Origin of the sequence: Niveispirillum cyanobacteriorum (assembly GCF_002868735.1) — a bacterium.
Classification (GTDB): domain Bacteria; phylum Pseudomonadota; class Alphaproteobacteria; order Azospirillales; family Azospirillaceae; genus Niveispirillum; species Niveispirillum cyanobacteriorum.
The window spans coordinates 106,089-121,295 of the sequence record NZ_CP025611.1; the positions used below are offsets into that span (position 1 = coordinate 106,089).

The 15,207-nt window shown below is 63.8% G+C and carries 16 protein-coding genes; 11 read left to right on the forward strand and 5 right to left on the reverse strand.

Features of this window, described 5'->3' with window-relative positions; all coding sequences use genetic code 11:
- Window positions 1–42 precede the first annotated feature (42 nt).
- Window positions 43–1,065 (reverse strand): GTP 3',8-cyclase MoaA, encoded by a 1,023-nt coding sequence (moaA, locus tag C0V82_RS00445; RefSeq protein WP_102110653.1) that lies wholly within the window; start codon window positions 1,063–1,065, stop codon window positions 43–45.
- A gap of 144 nt (window positions 1,066–1,209) precedes the next feature.
- Between moaA and C0V82_RS00450 the strand changes: the two genes are divergently transcribed.
- Window positions 1,210–3,126, forward strand: coding sequence for an AsmA family protein (locus tag C0V82_RS00450; protein WP_158659629.1), 1,917 nt, complete (start codon window positions 1,210–1,212; stop codon window positions 3,124–3,126).
- A gap of 47 nt (window positions 3,127–3,173) precedes the next feature.
- Here C0V82_RS00450 and C0V82_RS00455 read toward each other — a convergent pair whose 3' ends face one another.
- On the reverse strand, window positions 3,174–4,226 hold the full coding sequence (locus C0V82_RS00455; RefSeq protein WP_102110655.1) for an aspartate-semialdehyde dehydrogenase: 1,053 nt from the start codon (window positions 4,224–4,226) through the stop codon (window positions 3,174–3,176).
- A 351-nt stretch (window positions 4,227–4,577) separates the two neighbouring features.
- On the opposite strand from C0V82_RS00455, the gene C0V82_RS00460 reads away from it, so the two are divergent.
- On the forward strand, window positions 4,578–4,937 hold the full coding sequence (locus C0V82_RS00460; RefSeq protein WP_054170236.1) for a hypothetical protein: 360 nt from the start codon (window positions 4,578–4,580) through the stop codon (window positions 4,935–4,937).
- A gap of 117 nt (window positions 4,938–5,054) precedes the next feature.
- Window positions 5,055–5,561: a cupin domain-containing protein gene (locus tag C0V82_RS00465; protein WP_102110656.1), complete on the forward strand. Its 507-nt coding sequence runs from the start codon at window positions 5,055–5,057 to the stop codon at window positions 5,559–5,561.
- Window positions 5,562–5,564: 3 nt separating this feature from the next.
- Here the strand turns inward: C0V82_RS00465 and C0V82_RS00470 are convergent, their stop codons facing one another.
- A complete protein-coding gene (locus tag C0V82_RS00470) occupies window positions 5,565–5,747 on the reverse strand; it encodes a DUF3553 domain-containing protein (RefSeq protein WP_102110657.1) in 183 nt (60 codons plus the stop codon).
- A 104-nt stretch (window positions 5,748–5,851) separates the two neighbouring features.
- On the opposite strand from C0V82_RS00470, the gene C0V82_RS00475 reads away from it, so the two are divergent.
- The 8 genes from C0V82_RS00475 to C0V82_RS00510 all read left to right on the forward strand — a co-directional run bounded on the left by C0V82_RS00475 (window position 5,852) and on the right by C0V82_RS00510 (window position 13,626).
- On the forward strand, window positions 5,852–6,469 hold the full coding sequence (locus C0V82_RS00475; RefSeq protein ID WP_158659630.1) for a histidine phosphotransferase family protein: 618 nt from the start codon (window positions 5,852–5,854) through the stop codon (window positions 6,467–6,469).
- Between the two features lie 309 nt (window positions 6,470–6,778).
- A complete protein-coding gene (locus C0V82_RS00480; protein ID WP_102110659.1) occupies window positions 6,779–9,490 on the forward strand; it encodes a hybrid sensor histidine kinase/response regulator in 2,712 nt (903 codons plus the stop codon).
- Window positions 9,487–9,984, forward strand: a complete 498-nt coding sequence (locus C0V82_RS00485) for a chemotaxis protein CheW (protein WP_054170231.1) — start codon at window positions 9,487–9,489, stop codon at window positions 9,982–9,984. The genes C0V82_RS00480 and C0V82_RS00485 overlap by 4 nt, the downstream gene beginning before the upstream one ends.
- Window positions 9,985–10,011: 27 nt before the next feature.
- Window positions 10,012–10,377 carry a response regulator gene (locus tag C0V82_RS00490; protein ID WP_054170230.1) on the forward strand — a complete coding sequence of 122 codons (366 nt, stop codon included), beginning with the start codon at window positions 10,012–10,014 and terminating at the stop codon, window positions 10,375–10,377.
- A gap of 21 nt (window positions 10,378–10,398) precedes the next feature.
- Window positions 10,399–11,613, forward strand: coding sequence for a protein-glutamate methylesterase/protein-glutamine glutaminase (locus tag C0V82_RS00495; protein ID WP_245924113.1), 1,215 nt, complete (start codon window positions 10,399–10,401; stop codon window positions 11,611–11,613).
- Window positions 11,610–12,422 (forward strand): CheR family methyltransferase, encoded by an 813-nt coding sequence (locus C0V82_RS00500; RefSeq protein ID WP_054170228.1) that lies wholly within the window; start codon window positions 11,610–11,612, stop codon window positions 12,420–12,422. The genes C0V82_RS00495 and C0V82_RS00500 overlap by 4 nt, the downstream gene beginning before the upstream one ends.
- 1 nt (window position 12,423) lies before the next feature.
- On the forward strand, window positions 12,424–12,774 hold the full coding sequence (locus C0V82_RS00505) for a DUF3703 domain-containing protein (protein WP_102110660.1): 351 nt from the start codon (window positions 12,424–12,426) through the stop codon (window positions 12,772–12,774).
- Window positions 12,775–12,870: 96 nt separating this feature from the next.
- Window positions 12,871–13,626, forward strand: a complete 756-nt coding sequence (locus C0V82_RS00510) for a substrate-binding periplasmic protein (protein ID WP_102110661.1) — start codon at window positions 12,871–12,873, stop codon at window positions 13,624–13,626.
- Here the strand turns inward: C0V82_RS00510 and C0V82_RS00515 are convergent.
- A complete protein-coding gene (locus C0V82_RS00515) occupies window positions 13,608–14,405 on the reverse strand; it encodes a hypothetical protein (RefSeq protein WP_158659631.1) in 798 nt (265 codons plus the stop codon). The two genes, C0V82_RS00510 and C0V82_RS00515, sit on opposite strands and share 19 nt — an antisense overlap.
- 87 nt (window positions 14,406–14,492) lie before the next feature.
- Complete coding sequence (locus tag C0V82_RS00520; RefSeq protein WP_102113139.1) at window positions 14,493–15,152, reverse strand: MlaC/ttg2D family ABC transporter substrate-binding protein; 660 nt, start codon at window positions 15,150–15,152, stop codon at window positions 14,493–14,495.
- Between the last annotated feature and the right edge of the window lie 55 nt (window positions 15,153–15,207).

Sequence of the window (15,207 nt, forward strand, 5' to 3'; positions counted from 1 at the left end):
ATCACGGCAGAGACGGACAGTACCCTATACGTGGGCAGCTTCTCAACCGCCGGTGACGCTCATATGCCGGCCCACGGCGGGGCCACGGTCGCGGCCGATGATGAAATCATGGCCCTTGGGCTTTCGCGTGATGGCGTCGCGGATGGCCTGATGCAGCATTGTGTCGTCTGTGCTGGCACGTAGCGGTGCTCGCAGGTCGGCCGCATCCTCCTGCCCCAGGCACATATACATCGTGCCGGTGCAGGTGACGCGGACCCGGTTGCAGGCCTCGCAGAAATTATGGGTCATGGGCGTGATGAAGCCCAGGCGGCAGCCCGTTTCCCGTACCGTGACATAACGGGCGGGGCCGCCGGTACGGTGGGTGCTGTCCACCAGGGTCCAGCGCTTTTCCAGATCGGCGCGCACATCGCGCAGCGACAAGAACTGTTCCTCGCGCACGGCCCCGCCGCCATTGCCATCCATATCGCCCAGCGGCATAACCTCGATCAAGGTCAGGTCAAAGCCCTTTTCCCCGCACCAGGCCAGCATAGGGTCCAGTTCCTGATCGTTGACGCCCTTCAGCGCCACGGCATTGATCTTGACCTCCAGCCCTGCCGCCCGCGCCGCCTCCAGCCCGTCCAGCACCTGGGCCAGCCGGCCCCAGCGGGTGATGGCGGCGAAACGGTCGGGGTCCAGCGTATCGACCGACACATTGATGCGGCGCACCCCGGCGGCGCGCAGATCGTCAGCATATTTGGCCAGCTGGCTGCCATTGGTGGTCAGCGTCAGCTCTTCCAGCGCGCCCGACGCCACATGGCGGCCCAGGCTGCGGATCAGTTCCATGATGTTGCGGCGGACCAGCGGTTCCCCGCCCGTCAGGCGCAGCTTGCGCGTGCCCAGTGCTACGAAGGACGAACAGAGCCTGTCCAGTTCCTCCAGCGACAGGATGTCGGCCTTGGGCAGGAAGGCCATATCCTCCGACATGCAATAGACGCAGCGGAAGTCGCAGCGGTCCGTCACCGAGACGCGCACATAGGTGATGGCGCGGCCAAACGGATCAATTAGTGGGGCGGGGGATATGGTCATCGTCCGCTGGATATAGCGCCTATGGCGCGCCGCTCCAAGACCGACCCGCACGAAAGATGCTGTATTCGGCCTTGTTTTGGGCAAGTTGGGCTGCTTGACTGGCACGCAACAAGACCAACCCGCTCCGGAAGAGACGGACCAGACATGCGTAAGTTTGCTTTCATCCTGTCCCTGTTGCTGTTGTTGCCCATCGGGGCGGCGGTGGCGCTGCCGTTTCTGGTGCCCGTGGGCGCCATCGTGGCGGAAGTGGAAAGGCAGGTGGAGGCGGCGACAGGCCGCGCCCTGACCATCAAGGGCCGGGTCGATCTCTCCTATTTCCCGTCCATCGCCGTGACCGCTGACCAGGTGCATTTCGCCGGCATCCGCCAGGGTGAGGACCTGCTGGCGGTGGAGCAACTGGCGGTGCGCCTGCGCCTGATGCCGCTGCTGCGCGGCAAGGCGGAGGTGGAGAAATTCGTGCTGACGGCCCCCGTCATCGATCTGACGGTGGATAAGCAGGGCAAGCCCAACTGGGATGTCTCCCTGGCCGCCGCGCCGGCCCCTGCCGATCATGCCAGCCCCGGCTTCATGTCCGACCTGTCGCTGGCTGAGGTGGAGATTGTCGATGGCCGTATGCGCTACACCGACGCCCGCACCGGCATGGTGCGGGAGGCGACGGATGTGGATGTCACCCTGTCCCTGCCAGACCTGGACGGTCCGCTGACCCTGGAGGCGGCACTGCTGCTGAACGGCACGCCCATTGCCCTGGACCTGGGGATCGAGCCGGTGCGCCCGCTTCTGTCAGGTGGCAAGGCCGGGATGGCGCTGCGTGTGGCGGGGGCTGGTACCGGGCTGGATGTGAAGGGGCAGGTGGAACGCCAGGGGGAGGCACCCTTGTCGCTGTCCGGTGATCTGTCGCTGACCGTCACGTCCCTGGCCGACCTGATCAAGGTGGCGACGGGGGCCGTGCCGTCTGACCTACCGGTCGATGACCTGACCATGACCGGCAAATTGTCGGGCACGCCGTCGCGTCTGGCCCTGGCCGGGCTGTCGGCCAAGGCGGGCGACCTGACGGCCAATGGCAATCTGTCGGTGAAGCTGGATGGCCTGCGCCCGGCGCTGGGTGGCAGCCTGTCGCTGCCGAAGCTTGAACTGGATCGCTATCTGCCCGCCCCCGCTGCCGCCGACCCGGCGGCACCGGCGCCGGAGGTAGGCCCCGCCGGGTGGAGCAAGGAACGCATCGACCTGTCGGCCATGCGGAGTGCCGATCTGGACATGACCCTGCAACTGGCGGGGCTGCTGGTGAAGGGGGTGGAGGTTGGGGCCACGACCCTGACCTTGAAACTGACCGACGGACGGCTGAACGCCGGTCTGGCCGACACGGCCCTGTTCGGCGGCACCATCGGCGGCAAGCTGACGCTGGATGCCGGGCGGCAGACGAATGCCCTGGCCGTGTTGGCGCATGCCAAGGGCGTGCAGGCCGAACCGCTGCTGACCCGTTTCGCCGGGTTTGACAAGCTGTCGGGCGCCACCGACGCCAATATCGATATCCGGGCCAGCGGCACCAACCAGCAGGAACTGGTGGGCAGCCTGAATGGCGGCGGCAATGTCCTGTTCCTGAATGGGGCCGTGAAAGGCGTCAATCTGGCGCAGATCGTGCGCAGCGCCATCGGTCATGGCAGTGCGGAGCCGCCGCAGACCGACTTTGCCGAAATGGGCGGCACCTTCACCCTGACCGATGGCATCGCCGCGACCGAGGATTTCCACCTTCTGGCCCCGCTGCTTCGCGTCACCGGAAAGGGAAATGTCAATCTGCCATCCAAGCGCGTGGACATGCGCCTGACGCCCAAGCTGGTGGGCAGCCTGGAAGGGCAGGGGACCACGCGCATCGATGTCGATGGCATCACGGTGCCGGTCCGTGTGCGCGGGTCCTTCGACAATCTCTCCTGGACTCCCGACCTTTCCTCCTCCGTCAAGGCTGCCCTGAAGGACCCAAAGAAGGCACAGGATGCGCTGGAAAAGCTGAAGACCAAGGATGGGGCGAAGGGCCTGCTGAAGGGATTGTTGGGTAAGAAGCAGTAGGGATTGATCGGGTGTGGTGAGGGTTAACCCGCACCACACCCGATCCCTTACCCGACCAGCCGCTGCAGGATCTGCACGGCGTTCAGGGCAGCACCCTTCAGCAACTGATCGCCCGCGAGGAACAGGGCGATGGAGCGGCCGGACGGGTCGCCAACGTCGCGGCGGATACGACCGACCAGCACATCACCCTGGCCCGACGCCTCGTTCGGCATCGGGAAATGGTTGGCCTCGATATCATCGACAATCCGCACGCCGGGCGCGTCGCGCAGGATGGCGCGCACCTCGTCCGGGCTCACCACCTCGTCAAACTCCACCGTCACCGCCATGGAATGGGCGCGCAGGACGGGCACGCGGACGCAGGTGATGGAGATGTGAAGGTCTGGGCGGCGCATGATCTTGCGCGTCTCCTCGATCACCTTCTCTTCCTCGCCATTGTAGCCCGTCTGCGGATTGACGTCGGCATTGTGGGAGAAGACGTTGAAGGCGTAGGGGTGCTTCAGCACCTTCGGCGCATAATGTTCGCCGGCCAGATAGGCGGCGGTGGAGAGGCGCAGCTCCTCCATGGCCGCAGCACCCGCACCGCTGGCCGCCTGATAGGTGGCGATATTCACGCGGCGGATAGTGTGGCGGGCGTTCAGTGGGGCCAGCGGGACGGTGGCGATGATGGCAACGCAGTTGGGATTGGCGATAATGCCGGGCTGCGCCGGGATCACGTCCAGGTTCACCTCCGGCACGACCAGCGGAATGGCCTCATCCATGCGGAAGGCGGATGAATTGTCGATGACGACGGCACCGGCGGCCACGGCCTTGGGCCCGAATGCCTTCGAAATCCCGCTGCCGGCGGAGAACAGGGCGTAATCGATGCCCTGGAAGCTGTTATCGGTCAGTTCCTCGATCACCAGTTCGCCACCGGCGAAGGGTACGCGCTGACCGGCGGAGCGCTTGGACGCCAGCAGCCGCACGGTCGACAGGTTTAGGCCCGACTTTTCCAGGCATTCACGGATTTCGACGCCCACGGCACCGGTGGCACCAACAACGGCAACGGAAATGGCCTGCTTAGCGGCTTCGTTCAGGTTTTCGGGGGCAACGCGGATATTCATGGACCCTATTCCTTGGCATCGTCTGTGCCGGAGACAGGGTCTGGTCCACCATGGGCCGCCCCGTCCGTTCCCGGCGGGGCATCTGGCTTCTGTCGTTCGCGTCAGGCCGCGCGCATGACAAAAAGCCCGCCCCGCAGGGTGGTCTTTTTAGTCATGGTGGTAGTGGTCTGGGTGCGCTTTGACATGGGCTTGACGATGCCGTTCGGGCAGCCTTGTGTAAACCCGCTGCCGGCGCGCGGGGTCCTTGCGTCAGCCGCATGGCACACTGTTTCCAGACTATTTGTTGCGGTTTTCTGCGGACGGTGGGACTATATAGCCGAGAGTGATTGTACCTGAAGGGTGCGTGTTTAGATGTCCGTGGAATTGACCGACCCCAAAACCTTGGAAGCGATTGGGATTCTCGCTGGTGCTCTTGACGATGTCACAGGGCCGGAGCGTCTGGAATGCCTGATGGCTGCCAACGCGTTGCGTCAGGTTGTGGAAACCCGGTCAGAAAATGCGCTGGTTTTCGCGCAGCAGGCCTTTGAGTCCCTGGATGAGGATGTGCGTCGCCGCGTGGAGAATGAGGCCACGACCCACGCCATCAAGGTTGTTGAGCAGGCCAAGAAGAAGCCGAACCCCCGCATGGTGCGCGCGCAGCGCCCGAAGGCCAGCGGCAGCTTCCTGGACGCCCTGAATGGTGGTCAGTTGAAGACCGAGCGGAAGTGGTAAGCGGCGGCTTTGTCCCGCTTATCTAGCTTGCGATGAAGGCGCCCTGGACCGGGCGCCTTTTTTGTGGTTTGATTGAGAACAAACAAGGTACAAAATCAAAAAGACGGGGGGATCGCCATGGCTGATGCCGGTATTGTACCCATCATCAATCTGGACAGTCTCAATCCCGACGGCTTCCCGCCCGAGCATGGGCCCAAGGGGGAGACGGCGGAACGGTTCGCACCACTGATCGCCCGCATCGGTCCCTTGATCGGCGCGCGCCATCTGGGTTGCATGCTGACGGTGCTGCCGCCCGGCAAACGCGCCTTTCCCTTTCATAACCATCGGGTGAACGAGGAACTGTTCATCATCCTGGACGGGACGGGGATCTTGCGCCTCGGTGATGGCCAGCATCCGCTGCGGGCGGGCGACATCGTCTCCTGCCCGCCGGGCGATGCCTCGACCGCGCATCAGATCATCAATGATGGGGATGTGGATCTGCGCTATCTGGGCATCAGCACCATGATGTCGCCCGACATCGTGGATTATCCCGACAGCGGCAAGATCGGCATCTCGCATGTCGGCAGCGGTATGCGCATGATCACACGGCCCGGTGCCGCTGTGAATTACTGGGAGGATGAGTGAGGGTCACCCTTCCTCGTCCGGGTCCACGATGTTCAGCGATATGGCGGCTGCATTGATCAGCAGCTTGCCGGCATGTTCAAAATTCACCGTTACCCGCTGGCCCACCACCGACTGCACCTGGCCCAATCCCCAGTCGGGCTGCGACGGGTGGCGAACAAAAATGCCGGGGGCCAGGATGTCGGACATTTGAATGGTTTCCAGTTGGGTGGAGCCAGCCTATCCTACCCGCCAGTGACATGGCACGCCATCCCCGGCGGGGGAGGGGCTGTGCCCCAGCGCTGAGGATGCGGATGAGCTTGGGAATTCGGGCCGTGGAGCTGCTCTGCTCCCGCCTGTGCCATGATCTGGTGGGACCGGTCGGGGCCATCAATAATGGTGTCGAACTGCTGGATGAAGGCGGTGACAGCGGCGGCGAGGCGCTGGACCTGATCGCCGACAGTGCGGAGACTGCCGCCGCCCGCCTGCGGCTCTATCGCGTGGCGCTGGGTGCGGCGGGCGGGCAGTCGCTGTCGGCTGGTGATGCCCGCGCGGCTCTGGAAGGTTGGTTCCGGGGCGGCAAGGTCCGGCTGGAATGGACCGCCACGCCGCTCGATCCGGCGCCAGGCCTGTTGAAAACCGCCCTGCTGGCCGCCCTGCTGGCGGAAGAGGCGTTACCGCGTGGCGGTTCGGTTCGGGTGACGGGTGACGATAGCGGCATCCGGGTCGTGGCCACCGGCACCGGCTGCGCGCTGCGTCCGGAAATGGTGCCGGCCCTGGCCGGACAGGTCGCGGAGACGGAGCTTGGACCCCGCTCCGTCCTCTCCCACGCCACTCCCCTTTTGGCCAGGGCTTATGGATTGTCATTTGGCGTGGAAAATCCCGCCTTAGGAGGGGAGGTACAGTTCCGAATCCGGGCTGGCCAGGAGTGATTTTCCCTTCGGATCAGGGGCGATGATGCGCTTTGCCAACTGTTCAACCACACCGGGAGCGGGGCCGGGGTGGCTTGTTCCGGGGCGTGTCATATCCTAATGGCCGAACCTAACCGAAAAGAGGTAATGTTCCCCTTGCCAAAGCCATGTCCGACAGGCCATCAATTCCCACACGAGACACCAATTTTAACCGAATTCCGACACTCTTCATTGGCCGACGGTCGGCCGGGCGCGTACAAGGGTTCTTCATCGGACTGAAGACCGGCGTATGACGCGGAAACTGGGATTTCCCGAAACGGGGCGTGGACCATGGATGATCTGCTGAGTGAATTCCTCACTGAGACCAATGAGAACCTCGCCGTCCTCGACGTCGAGCTGGTGAAGCTGGAGCAGAACCCCAACGATCCGGGGCTGTTGTCGAACATCTTCCGTCTGGTTCACACGATCAAGGGCACCTGCGGCTTCCTGGGGCTGCCCCGGCTGGAATCGGTGGCGCATGCCGGCGAGAATGTGCTGGGCAAGTTCCGCGATGGCGAGCTGCATGTTTCCCCCTATGCCGTGTCGCTGATTCTCGAATCGCTGGACACGATCAAGGGGATCCTTTCCGTTCTGGAAGCGACCGAGGCGGAGCCGCCGGGTGGCGATCAGGATCTGATCGACCGGCTGAACGCCATGGCCGAGGGCAAGGAAGTGCCGAAGGCCGGTGCTGCCGCCGCACCCGCCCCGGTTGCTGCCGCGCCGGAGAACGATCCCGAAGAGCTGTTTACGCCTGTCCCGGCGCATCTGACGCATACGCTGGCCCCCGCTGCACCGCCGCCCCCGCCGCCGCCGACCCCGGCCCCTGTGGCCAAGGTGGAAGCGCCGGCCCCCGTGGTAGAGGCTGCTGCCCCGCCGCCGGCACCGCCGCCTCCCCCACCGCCCCGCGCCGAGCCGCAGGAAGATGTGCGTGGCGAGTCCAAGGAAAGTGCGCTCGCCCAGCAGACTATCCGCGTGCATGTGGACCTGCTGGAAAACCTGATGACCATGGTTTCCGAGCTGGTGCTGACCCGTAACCAGCTGCTGCAGATTCTGCGCTCGCAGAAGGACAGCGAGTTTGCGGCCCCCTTGCAGCGCCTTAACCATGTGACGTCGGAGCTGCAGGAAGGCGTCATGAAGACGCGCATGCAGCCCATCGGCAATGCCTGGGCAAAGCTGCCGCGTCTGGTCCGCGATCTCAGCCACGAACTTCACAAGAAGATCGAGCTGCAGATGCTGGGTGCAGAGACGGAACTGGACCGTCAGGTCCTGGAACTGATCAAGGACCCGCTGACCCACATGGTCCGCAATTCCGGCGACCATGGCCTTGAAATCCCCGCCGACCGCGTTGCCGCCGGCAAGTCGGAAACGGGCCGCATCACCCTGAACGCCTATCACGAGGGCGGTCACATCATCATCGAGATCGCGGACGATGGCCGCGGCCTCGCGCTGTCCAAGATCAAGGCCAAGATTATCCAGAACGGTCTGGCGACCGAGTCGGAACTGGCCCAGATGTCGGATCAGCAGATCCAGCAGTTCATCTTCAAGCCCGGCTTCTCCACCGCCGCCAAGGTCACTTCCGTGTCGGGCCGTGGCGTGGGCATGGATGTGGTGAAGACCAACATCGAGAAGATCGGCGGCACCATCGAGATGCGGTCGGTCGAAGGCCGTGGCACGACCTTCACCATCAAGATCCCGCTGACGCTGGCCATCGTCTCTGCCCTGATCGTTGAGTGCGCGTCCGAACGCTTCGCCGTCCCGCAGATCAGCGTCATCGAACTGGTGCGCGCTGCAAGCGACAGCGAGCACAAGATCGAGCGCATCAACGGCGCCCCGGTCCTGCGCCTGCGCAACCGTCTGCTGCCGCTGGTCAGCCTGCAGAACCTGCTGAAGCTGGGTGTGGCCGAGGATGACGACAAGCGCGAGACGTTCATCGTCGTCAGCCAGGTCGGTAATTACACGTTCGGCATCATCGTCGACCGCGTCTTCGACACCGAAGAAATCGTGGTGAAGCCGGTGGCGCCGATCCTGCGTCATATCGAGCTGTTCTCCGGCAACACGATCCTGGGCGATGGCTCGGTGATCATGATCCTGGACCCCAACGGCATCGCAACTGCCTCCGGCTCCATGGGCGGCACTGCCGACAATGCCCAGACCGCCGCGCAGGAAGTGGCGAAGTCCGCCCGCCGCGAGGACGACAAGATGGCCCTGCTGCTGTTCAGCGCTGGGGAGGGCGGTCCGAAGGCCGTGCCGTTGTCGCTGGTCGCCCGCCTGGAGGATGTCGACCTCAATCTGGTCGAACTGTCCAATGGCGAGCCGGTGGTGCAGTACCGTGGCAAGCTTATGCCGCTGGTGCCGATCGATCCCAACTGGAAGATCACACGCGACAAGCGCCAGCCCGTGGTGGTGTTCGCCGATGGCGACCGGTCCATGGGTCTGGTCGTGGACGAGATCGTCGACATCGTCGAGGATCGCCTGCAGGTCGAGTTGGGGACGGAACGGCAGGGCTTCCTGGGCTCCGCCATCATCGCCAACAAGGCGACCGACGTCATCGATGCCGGCTTCTACCTGACCCGGGCCTTCAAGGACTGGTTCGGCAACGCCCATGAAAGCTTTGAGGACGAGCGCCAGCATCGCGTGCTGCTGGTCGATGACAGCCCGTTCTTCCGCAACCTGTTGACGCCGCTGCTGACCGTTTCCGGTTACGACGTGACGGCTGTCGAAAGTGCCGACGAGGCGCTCGCGCTTAGCGAGTCGGGCGAGGAATTCGATGTCATCGTCTCCGACATCGAAATGCCGGGCATGAGCGGTCTGGATTTTGCCCAGGCGGTCCGTGCGTCGGCCCGCTGGTCCGGGACGCCGATGGTGGCCTTGTCCAGCCATGCCGCCCCGCGCGATCTGGAGCGTGGCCGTCAGGCCGGCTTCAATGATTACGTTGCCAAGTTCGACCGTGAGGCTCTCCTCCTCACCCTGCAGCAGACCATTGCCGAGAAAGGTGCCGCATGAGTGCCCGTCTCCCCGCCGTTAAAAAGGCCGGTTCCCAGGAAATCGCTACCGTGAAGAACGAGGATTTCGTCACGGCGACCATCGCGAACCAGCTGTTCGGCATCCCGGTGCTGCAGGTTCAGGACGTCCTGGGTCCGCAGAAAATCACCCGCATTCCGCTGGCCCCGCCAGAGGTTGCCGGTTCGCTGAACCTGCGCGGTCGTATCGTCACCGCCATTGATGTCCGTCTGCGTCTGGGCCTTCCGCCCCGTCCGGCCGATGGCAAGCCGGTGATGAGCATCGTGGTGGACCATAAGGGGGAGCTGTATTCCCTGATGGTCGACAATGTCGGTGAGGTGCTTTCGCTGTCCTCGGATGACTTCGAACGTCATCCGGCGACCCTTGATCCGCGCTGGCGGGAGATCTCTACGGGTATTTATCGCCTGAAAGAGACCCTGCTTGTCGTTCTCGATGTCTCAAAGCTGCTGAACTTTGCTAACATCGAAGCGGCCTAACCCGCTCCCGGCAATCGAGGTCCGTTGATGAAGTCCTGTCTGGTCGTCGATGACAGCCGCGTTGTCCGCAAGGTGGCGCGCAAGATTCTGGAAGAACTCAGCTTCTCCTGCGATGAAGCCGAGGATGGCAAGCAGGCCATGGAATATTGCGCCAAGCGGATGCCTGACGCGATCCTGCTGGACTGGAACATGCCGGTGATGACCGGTATCGAGTTCCTGCGCCGGCTGCGCAAGATGACGGGCGGGGACACCCCGAGGGTCGTTTTCTGCACCACGGAAAACGATCTCGCCCATATCCAGGAAGCCCTGTCGGCCGGTGCGAATGAGTACATCATGAAGCCGTTCGACAGCGACATCATACAAACCAAGTTCCAGCAGGTTGGCCTCCTCTGAGGCTGTCCGGGATTGCAGGCAATGAACGAGCTTCCCGGAAAGACGGCGCCGGCCACGGCACCGACCGGAACAGAGCCCTACCGGGTCATGGTGGTGGATGACAGTGCCGTCATCCGCGGCCTGCTGACCCGTTCGCTGGAGGGCGACCCGGAGGTGAAGGTGGTCGCCTCCGTCGCCAATGGGCAGATGGCGATCAACACGCTTCAGCGGCAGACCATCGACGTTATCGTGCTGGATATCGAGATGCCGGTGCTGGACGGGCTGTCGGCCCTGCCGCACCTGCTGAATGTCGATCCGCACGTCAAGATCGTCATGGCATCGACCCTGACGGCCAAGAACGCAGATATCAGCCTGCGCGCGCTGAAGGCCGGTGCGGCGGATTACATCCCGAAACCGTCATCCACGCGCGAACTCACCAGCGCCGATGATTTCAAACGGGAACTGACGGAAAAGGTGAAGGCCCTGGGCATGGCGGCCCGCAAGGCCGATCCGCGCAAGGGCCAGCCTGCTGCGGCCCCGGCCACGCCGGGCGCATCGCCCATTCCACGTCCCGCTCCTGTCGGCAATGTCGCACCGACCACCAGCTTCACGCTGGCCACGCCCATCCGGCCCAAGCCGGAGCCGGGGCCGGTCACGCTGCGTCCGCTGCCGGATTTCCGGCCCGACATCCTGGCCATCGGCAGTTCAACGGGGGGGCCCCAGGCCCTGTTCGAGGTGCTGAGCCACCTGAAGGATGTGAAGCAGCCGATCCTGATCACCCAGCACATGCCAGCCACCTTCACCACCATCCTGGCCGAGCACATCACCCGCCAATGCGGCGTGCAGTGCGCGGAGGCCAAGGAAGGCGAAGTGATCGTGGGTGGCCGCGCCTATGTGGCGCCGGGTGATTTCCATATGCTGGTGGTTCAGAAGAACGGGCAGAATTGTCTGACCCTGACCAAGGATCCGCCGGAGAATTTTTGCCGTCCGGCCGTGGACCCTATGCTGCGCAGCATCGTCCGGGCCTATGGCAAGCGGGTATTGGTAACCATTCTGACCGGCATGGGGCATGACGGGCAGCGTGGTTCCGAAGTGGTTGTCCAGGCCGGCGGTGCCGTGCTTGGGCAGGATGAACCTTCCTCGGTGGTGTGGGGCATGCCGGGGGCGGTGGCGAACGCGGGGCTGTGTAGTGCCGTCTTGCCATTGAAGGAAATCGGGCCTTACATTCGTAAGATCGCATTGAGGCAGGCAGCATGAAGGTCGAAGATTTCGATATGTTCTGCACCCTGCTGAGGCAGCGGTCGGGTCTGGTCCTGACCCCCGACAAGGCCTATCTGCTGGAAAGCCGGTTGATGCCGGTTGCCCGCAAATGGAGTCTGAAAGGGCTGGATGAACTGGCCGCCGCTGTGCGCAGCAAGCGGGATGAGGCGTTGCTCCGCGACATCACGGAGGCAATGACCACGAACGAAAGTTCGTTCTTCCGCGATCAGAAGCCATTTGACCAGTTCAAGGCGGTGGTGCTGCCGGCGTTGCTGGCCAGCCGTGCCGCCAAGCGGACGATCCGCATCTGGTCCGCCGCCTGCTCGTCCGGCCAGGAAGCCTATTCGCTTTCCATGCTGCTGAACGAGGAAGGGGCGAAGCTGGCTGGCTGGCGGATCGAGATCATCGGCACCGACCTGTCGGGCGAAATGGTCAACAAGGCCAAGGCCGGCCTCTACACCCAGTTCGAGGTGCAGCGCGGCCTGCCCATCACTCACTTGGTGAAGTATTTCAAGCAGGTGGGCGATAAGTGGCAACTGAACGACGAGATCCGCAATAAGGTCCAGTTCCGCGAATATAACCTGCTGACTGACCTGACCCCGCTTGGCCAGTTTGATGTCATCTTCTGCCGCAACGTCCTGATCTACTTTGATCAGCCGACCAAGGGCAAGGTGCTGGAAGCCATGGCAAAGCTGCTGCCGCCGGATGGCGTGCTTTATCTTGGCGGTGCCGAAACGGTGCTGGGCATTACGGAAAAGTTCAAGCCGATGGAAGGCCAGCGCGGCCTTTACATCCTGGCCAAGTAACATGCCGGACCGCCGCGCCCTGGTGGAAGACGAACTTGTCTTCTATCGACAGGCGCGGGCCGGCGGGGATATTGCTGCCGCCTGGGCCGCACTGGAACGCGCCCATATCCTGGGCCAGATGGATTGGTGGCAGCACGCCCGCGTGCATCTTCTGATGCTGGGCCTGGGGCTTGCCATAGGTGACTTGCGGGAAATCGGGGGACAATTGTTCCGGCTTGTCCTTGCCGTACCTGGCTCCGTCACGGGGAAGGCGCCACCTGGAAACAGTGGTCGCTCCAACATCTCGGCGTTCCTGCCACAGCCGATTGCGCCCGATCTGGCCGCCAAGCTGAATGGCCACCCATCCCCATAAAGCCGATCCTATCCCCCTGCGCGCATTCCTTTGCCGCCGCAATTTGTTAGGCTGTTAAAGGTTAATCCTTTCAAGCCTTCCGCAACGGTTCACCCCATGCGCCGGCATTTTATGCTGCCCCTGATCTGCATGCTGTTTCTGTCCTGTGCTCACGCGGCGCGGGCGGAAAAGGTGCGGTTTGGCCTGCGGGAGGCGGCGCCCCTGGTGGAAACGGCGCCGGACGGGAAACTGCGCGGGCTGGAGTATGAACTGCTGTCCGCCATCTTCACCGCCGCCGGGATGGAGACGGAGCCCTATATCGGTTCCAATGCCCGTCTGGCCCTGGCGGCGGGGGAGGGGACGATTGATGGTTTCGCGCCCGTTGTGGGTTCGCCGCCGGACGGACTGACCCTGACCGACAGCTACATCACCTATCGCAACGTGGCGATCACCCTGATATCGCGCAATATTCAGCTTGAAGCGCCCGGCGATCTGAAGGGGCTGCGGGTGCTGGCCTTTCAGCGGGCGTCCAAGGTGCTGGGCCCTGAATTTGCCGCAACCGTGGCACAGTCCGAGGATTACCGGGAGGAGCCCGTGCAGGCACTGCAGGCCAAAGGGCTGCTTTTCGGTCGCTATGATGTGTTGGTCGGCGAGTCGCGGGTGCTGCAATATCATATCGCGCAGGTGCTGGCGGCGGGCGGTGATCCTGTTCGCAGCCTGCCCATTGTGGAACACCGGCTGTTCCCGCCCAACTTCTACTGTGCGGCCTTCCGCGACCCGGCCCTGGCGGCCCGGTTCAACGACGCGTTGCGCCGGGTAAAGACCGACGGCACCTATGACGCCATCATGGCGCGTTACGACGCCACGCAATAGGCGCGGTCGATCCGTACGGCGCGGACGCGGTTGATGATGGACCAGCCGTTGGACAGTTCACCCACCGGCGCCACCGTCCAGTCCCACTCCATTTCCCCCACCGGCAGGTCGGCCCCGAATAACGGGTCCTCCATCTCCGTCACCCGCCCGTCGGGATCGATGACCCGCCGCTGCACATCGCCGATCAGCAGGGTCGGGCAGTCAAATCCACGCAGATGGTCGATATGGGCCCTGATGATGGCGCGGGCATAGGCCGGCAGGTCGGTGTTGGGCCAGCGCTTGTCCACCTGGCGAAGCGGCACCAGCGGCAATTGCGAGATCAGATTGGCCGATATCACCAGCCCGACATCGCCATCATCCTGACAGACGGTACAGGACGGGGTGGGGGGGGCCAGCGTACCGTCATTGGCGAGGGCGATTGCCACCCCCGTCAGATCGTAATCCAGCAGTTCGATGGCCGCATGACGGCGGGCCAACTGACGCGCAGCGGGTGGATGAGCGATATCGACGAGAAGCACGCGCCGGAACCGTGACAACAGTTCCGCCATGGGCAGATCCAGACAGGGGCCAGCGCCCAGGATCACCGCGGTGTCACGATCCGCCGGAGCCTCTGCCATGGCGGTCAGGATGCGCCGCCGCGAGCTTTCCTGATGCGGGGCCCAGGCGGCTGCGCAACGGGCCGCACGCCCAACGCAGGCAACGGCGGCATAGCGGTATCCCAGCCGCACGAAGGCAGGCGCGCAGCGCGTGCGCAGGCTGATCAGGAACTCGCGAAGCATCGCCACCCGGCGCCAATGAAAAAGGTCCGCCCCGGACAACCGGAACGGACCCGTCACATAGCACAACCTGAGGTCCAGACTGTATCCTTACTTCGTCGCAGCCGTCTGGATACGCTGGCGCAGCGCCTCCAGCAGGGCTTCGAACTTGCCGCCATTGCTTTCGATCAGGCTGGCGAATTCCGACCGCTGCGTCACGCTCATCGACACGTTCTCTACGATCACGTCGATGATCTTGAAGCTGCCATCCTTGGAACGCACCCGCCAGGATACGTTCACGGGGGGCTGGCCGTTGGGGCGCAGCACCTGCGAGCTGACGACGGCGTCATTGTCGCCCGAGGCCTGGGCCCCACCAACCTTGAACTTCTCGCCCGCATACTGGCTGAAGCGTTCGGCATAGACCTCCACGATCATCTGCTCGAACAGGGTCTGGTATTCCTTCTTCTGGGCGTCGGTGGCGACGTTCCAGTAACGGCCCAGCACGAAGCGGCTGATCGTGTTGATGTCGAAATTCTGGTTCAGCAGGTCGCGGAACACGGCCTTCGCCTGATCCTTGCTGACCTTCGGGTCGGCCAGGGTGGCAATGGCCTTGTCGCCCAGCCCCTGCACGAAGTCGGCGGAGGCCTGGCCCTTGGCGGCTTGGGCCTGCACGGCGGTGGGGGCCAGAACCGGCACCGCGACGGCGGCGACACCGGCCAGCATCCAGAATGCGGCAGCGGCCAGCGGCGAACGGCGGTTTTGGGTCTGCATGGTCACGTCATCATTCCTTTTTGCACTGGCGTCATCATTTCCGGTGGCCGGGCCA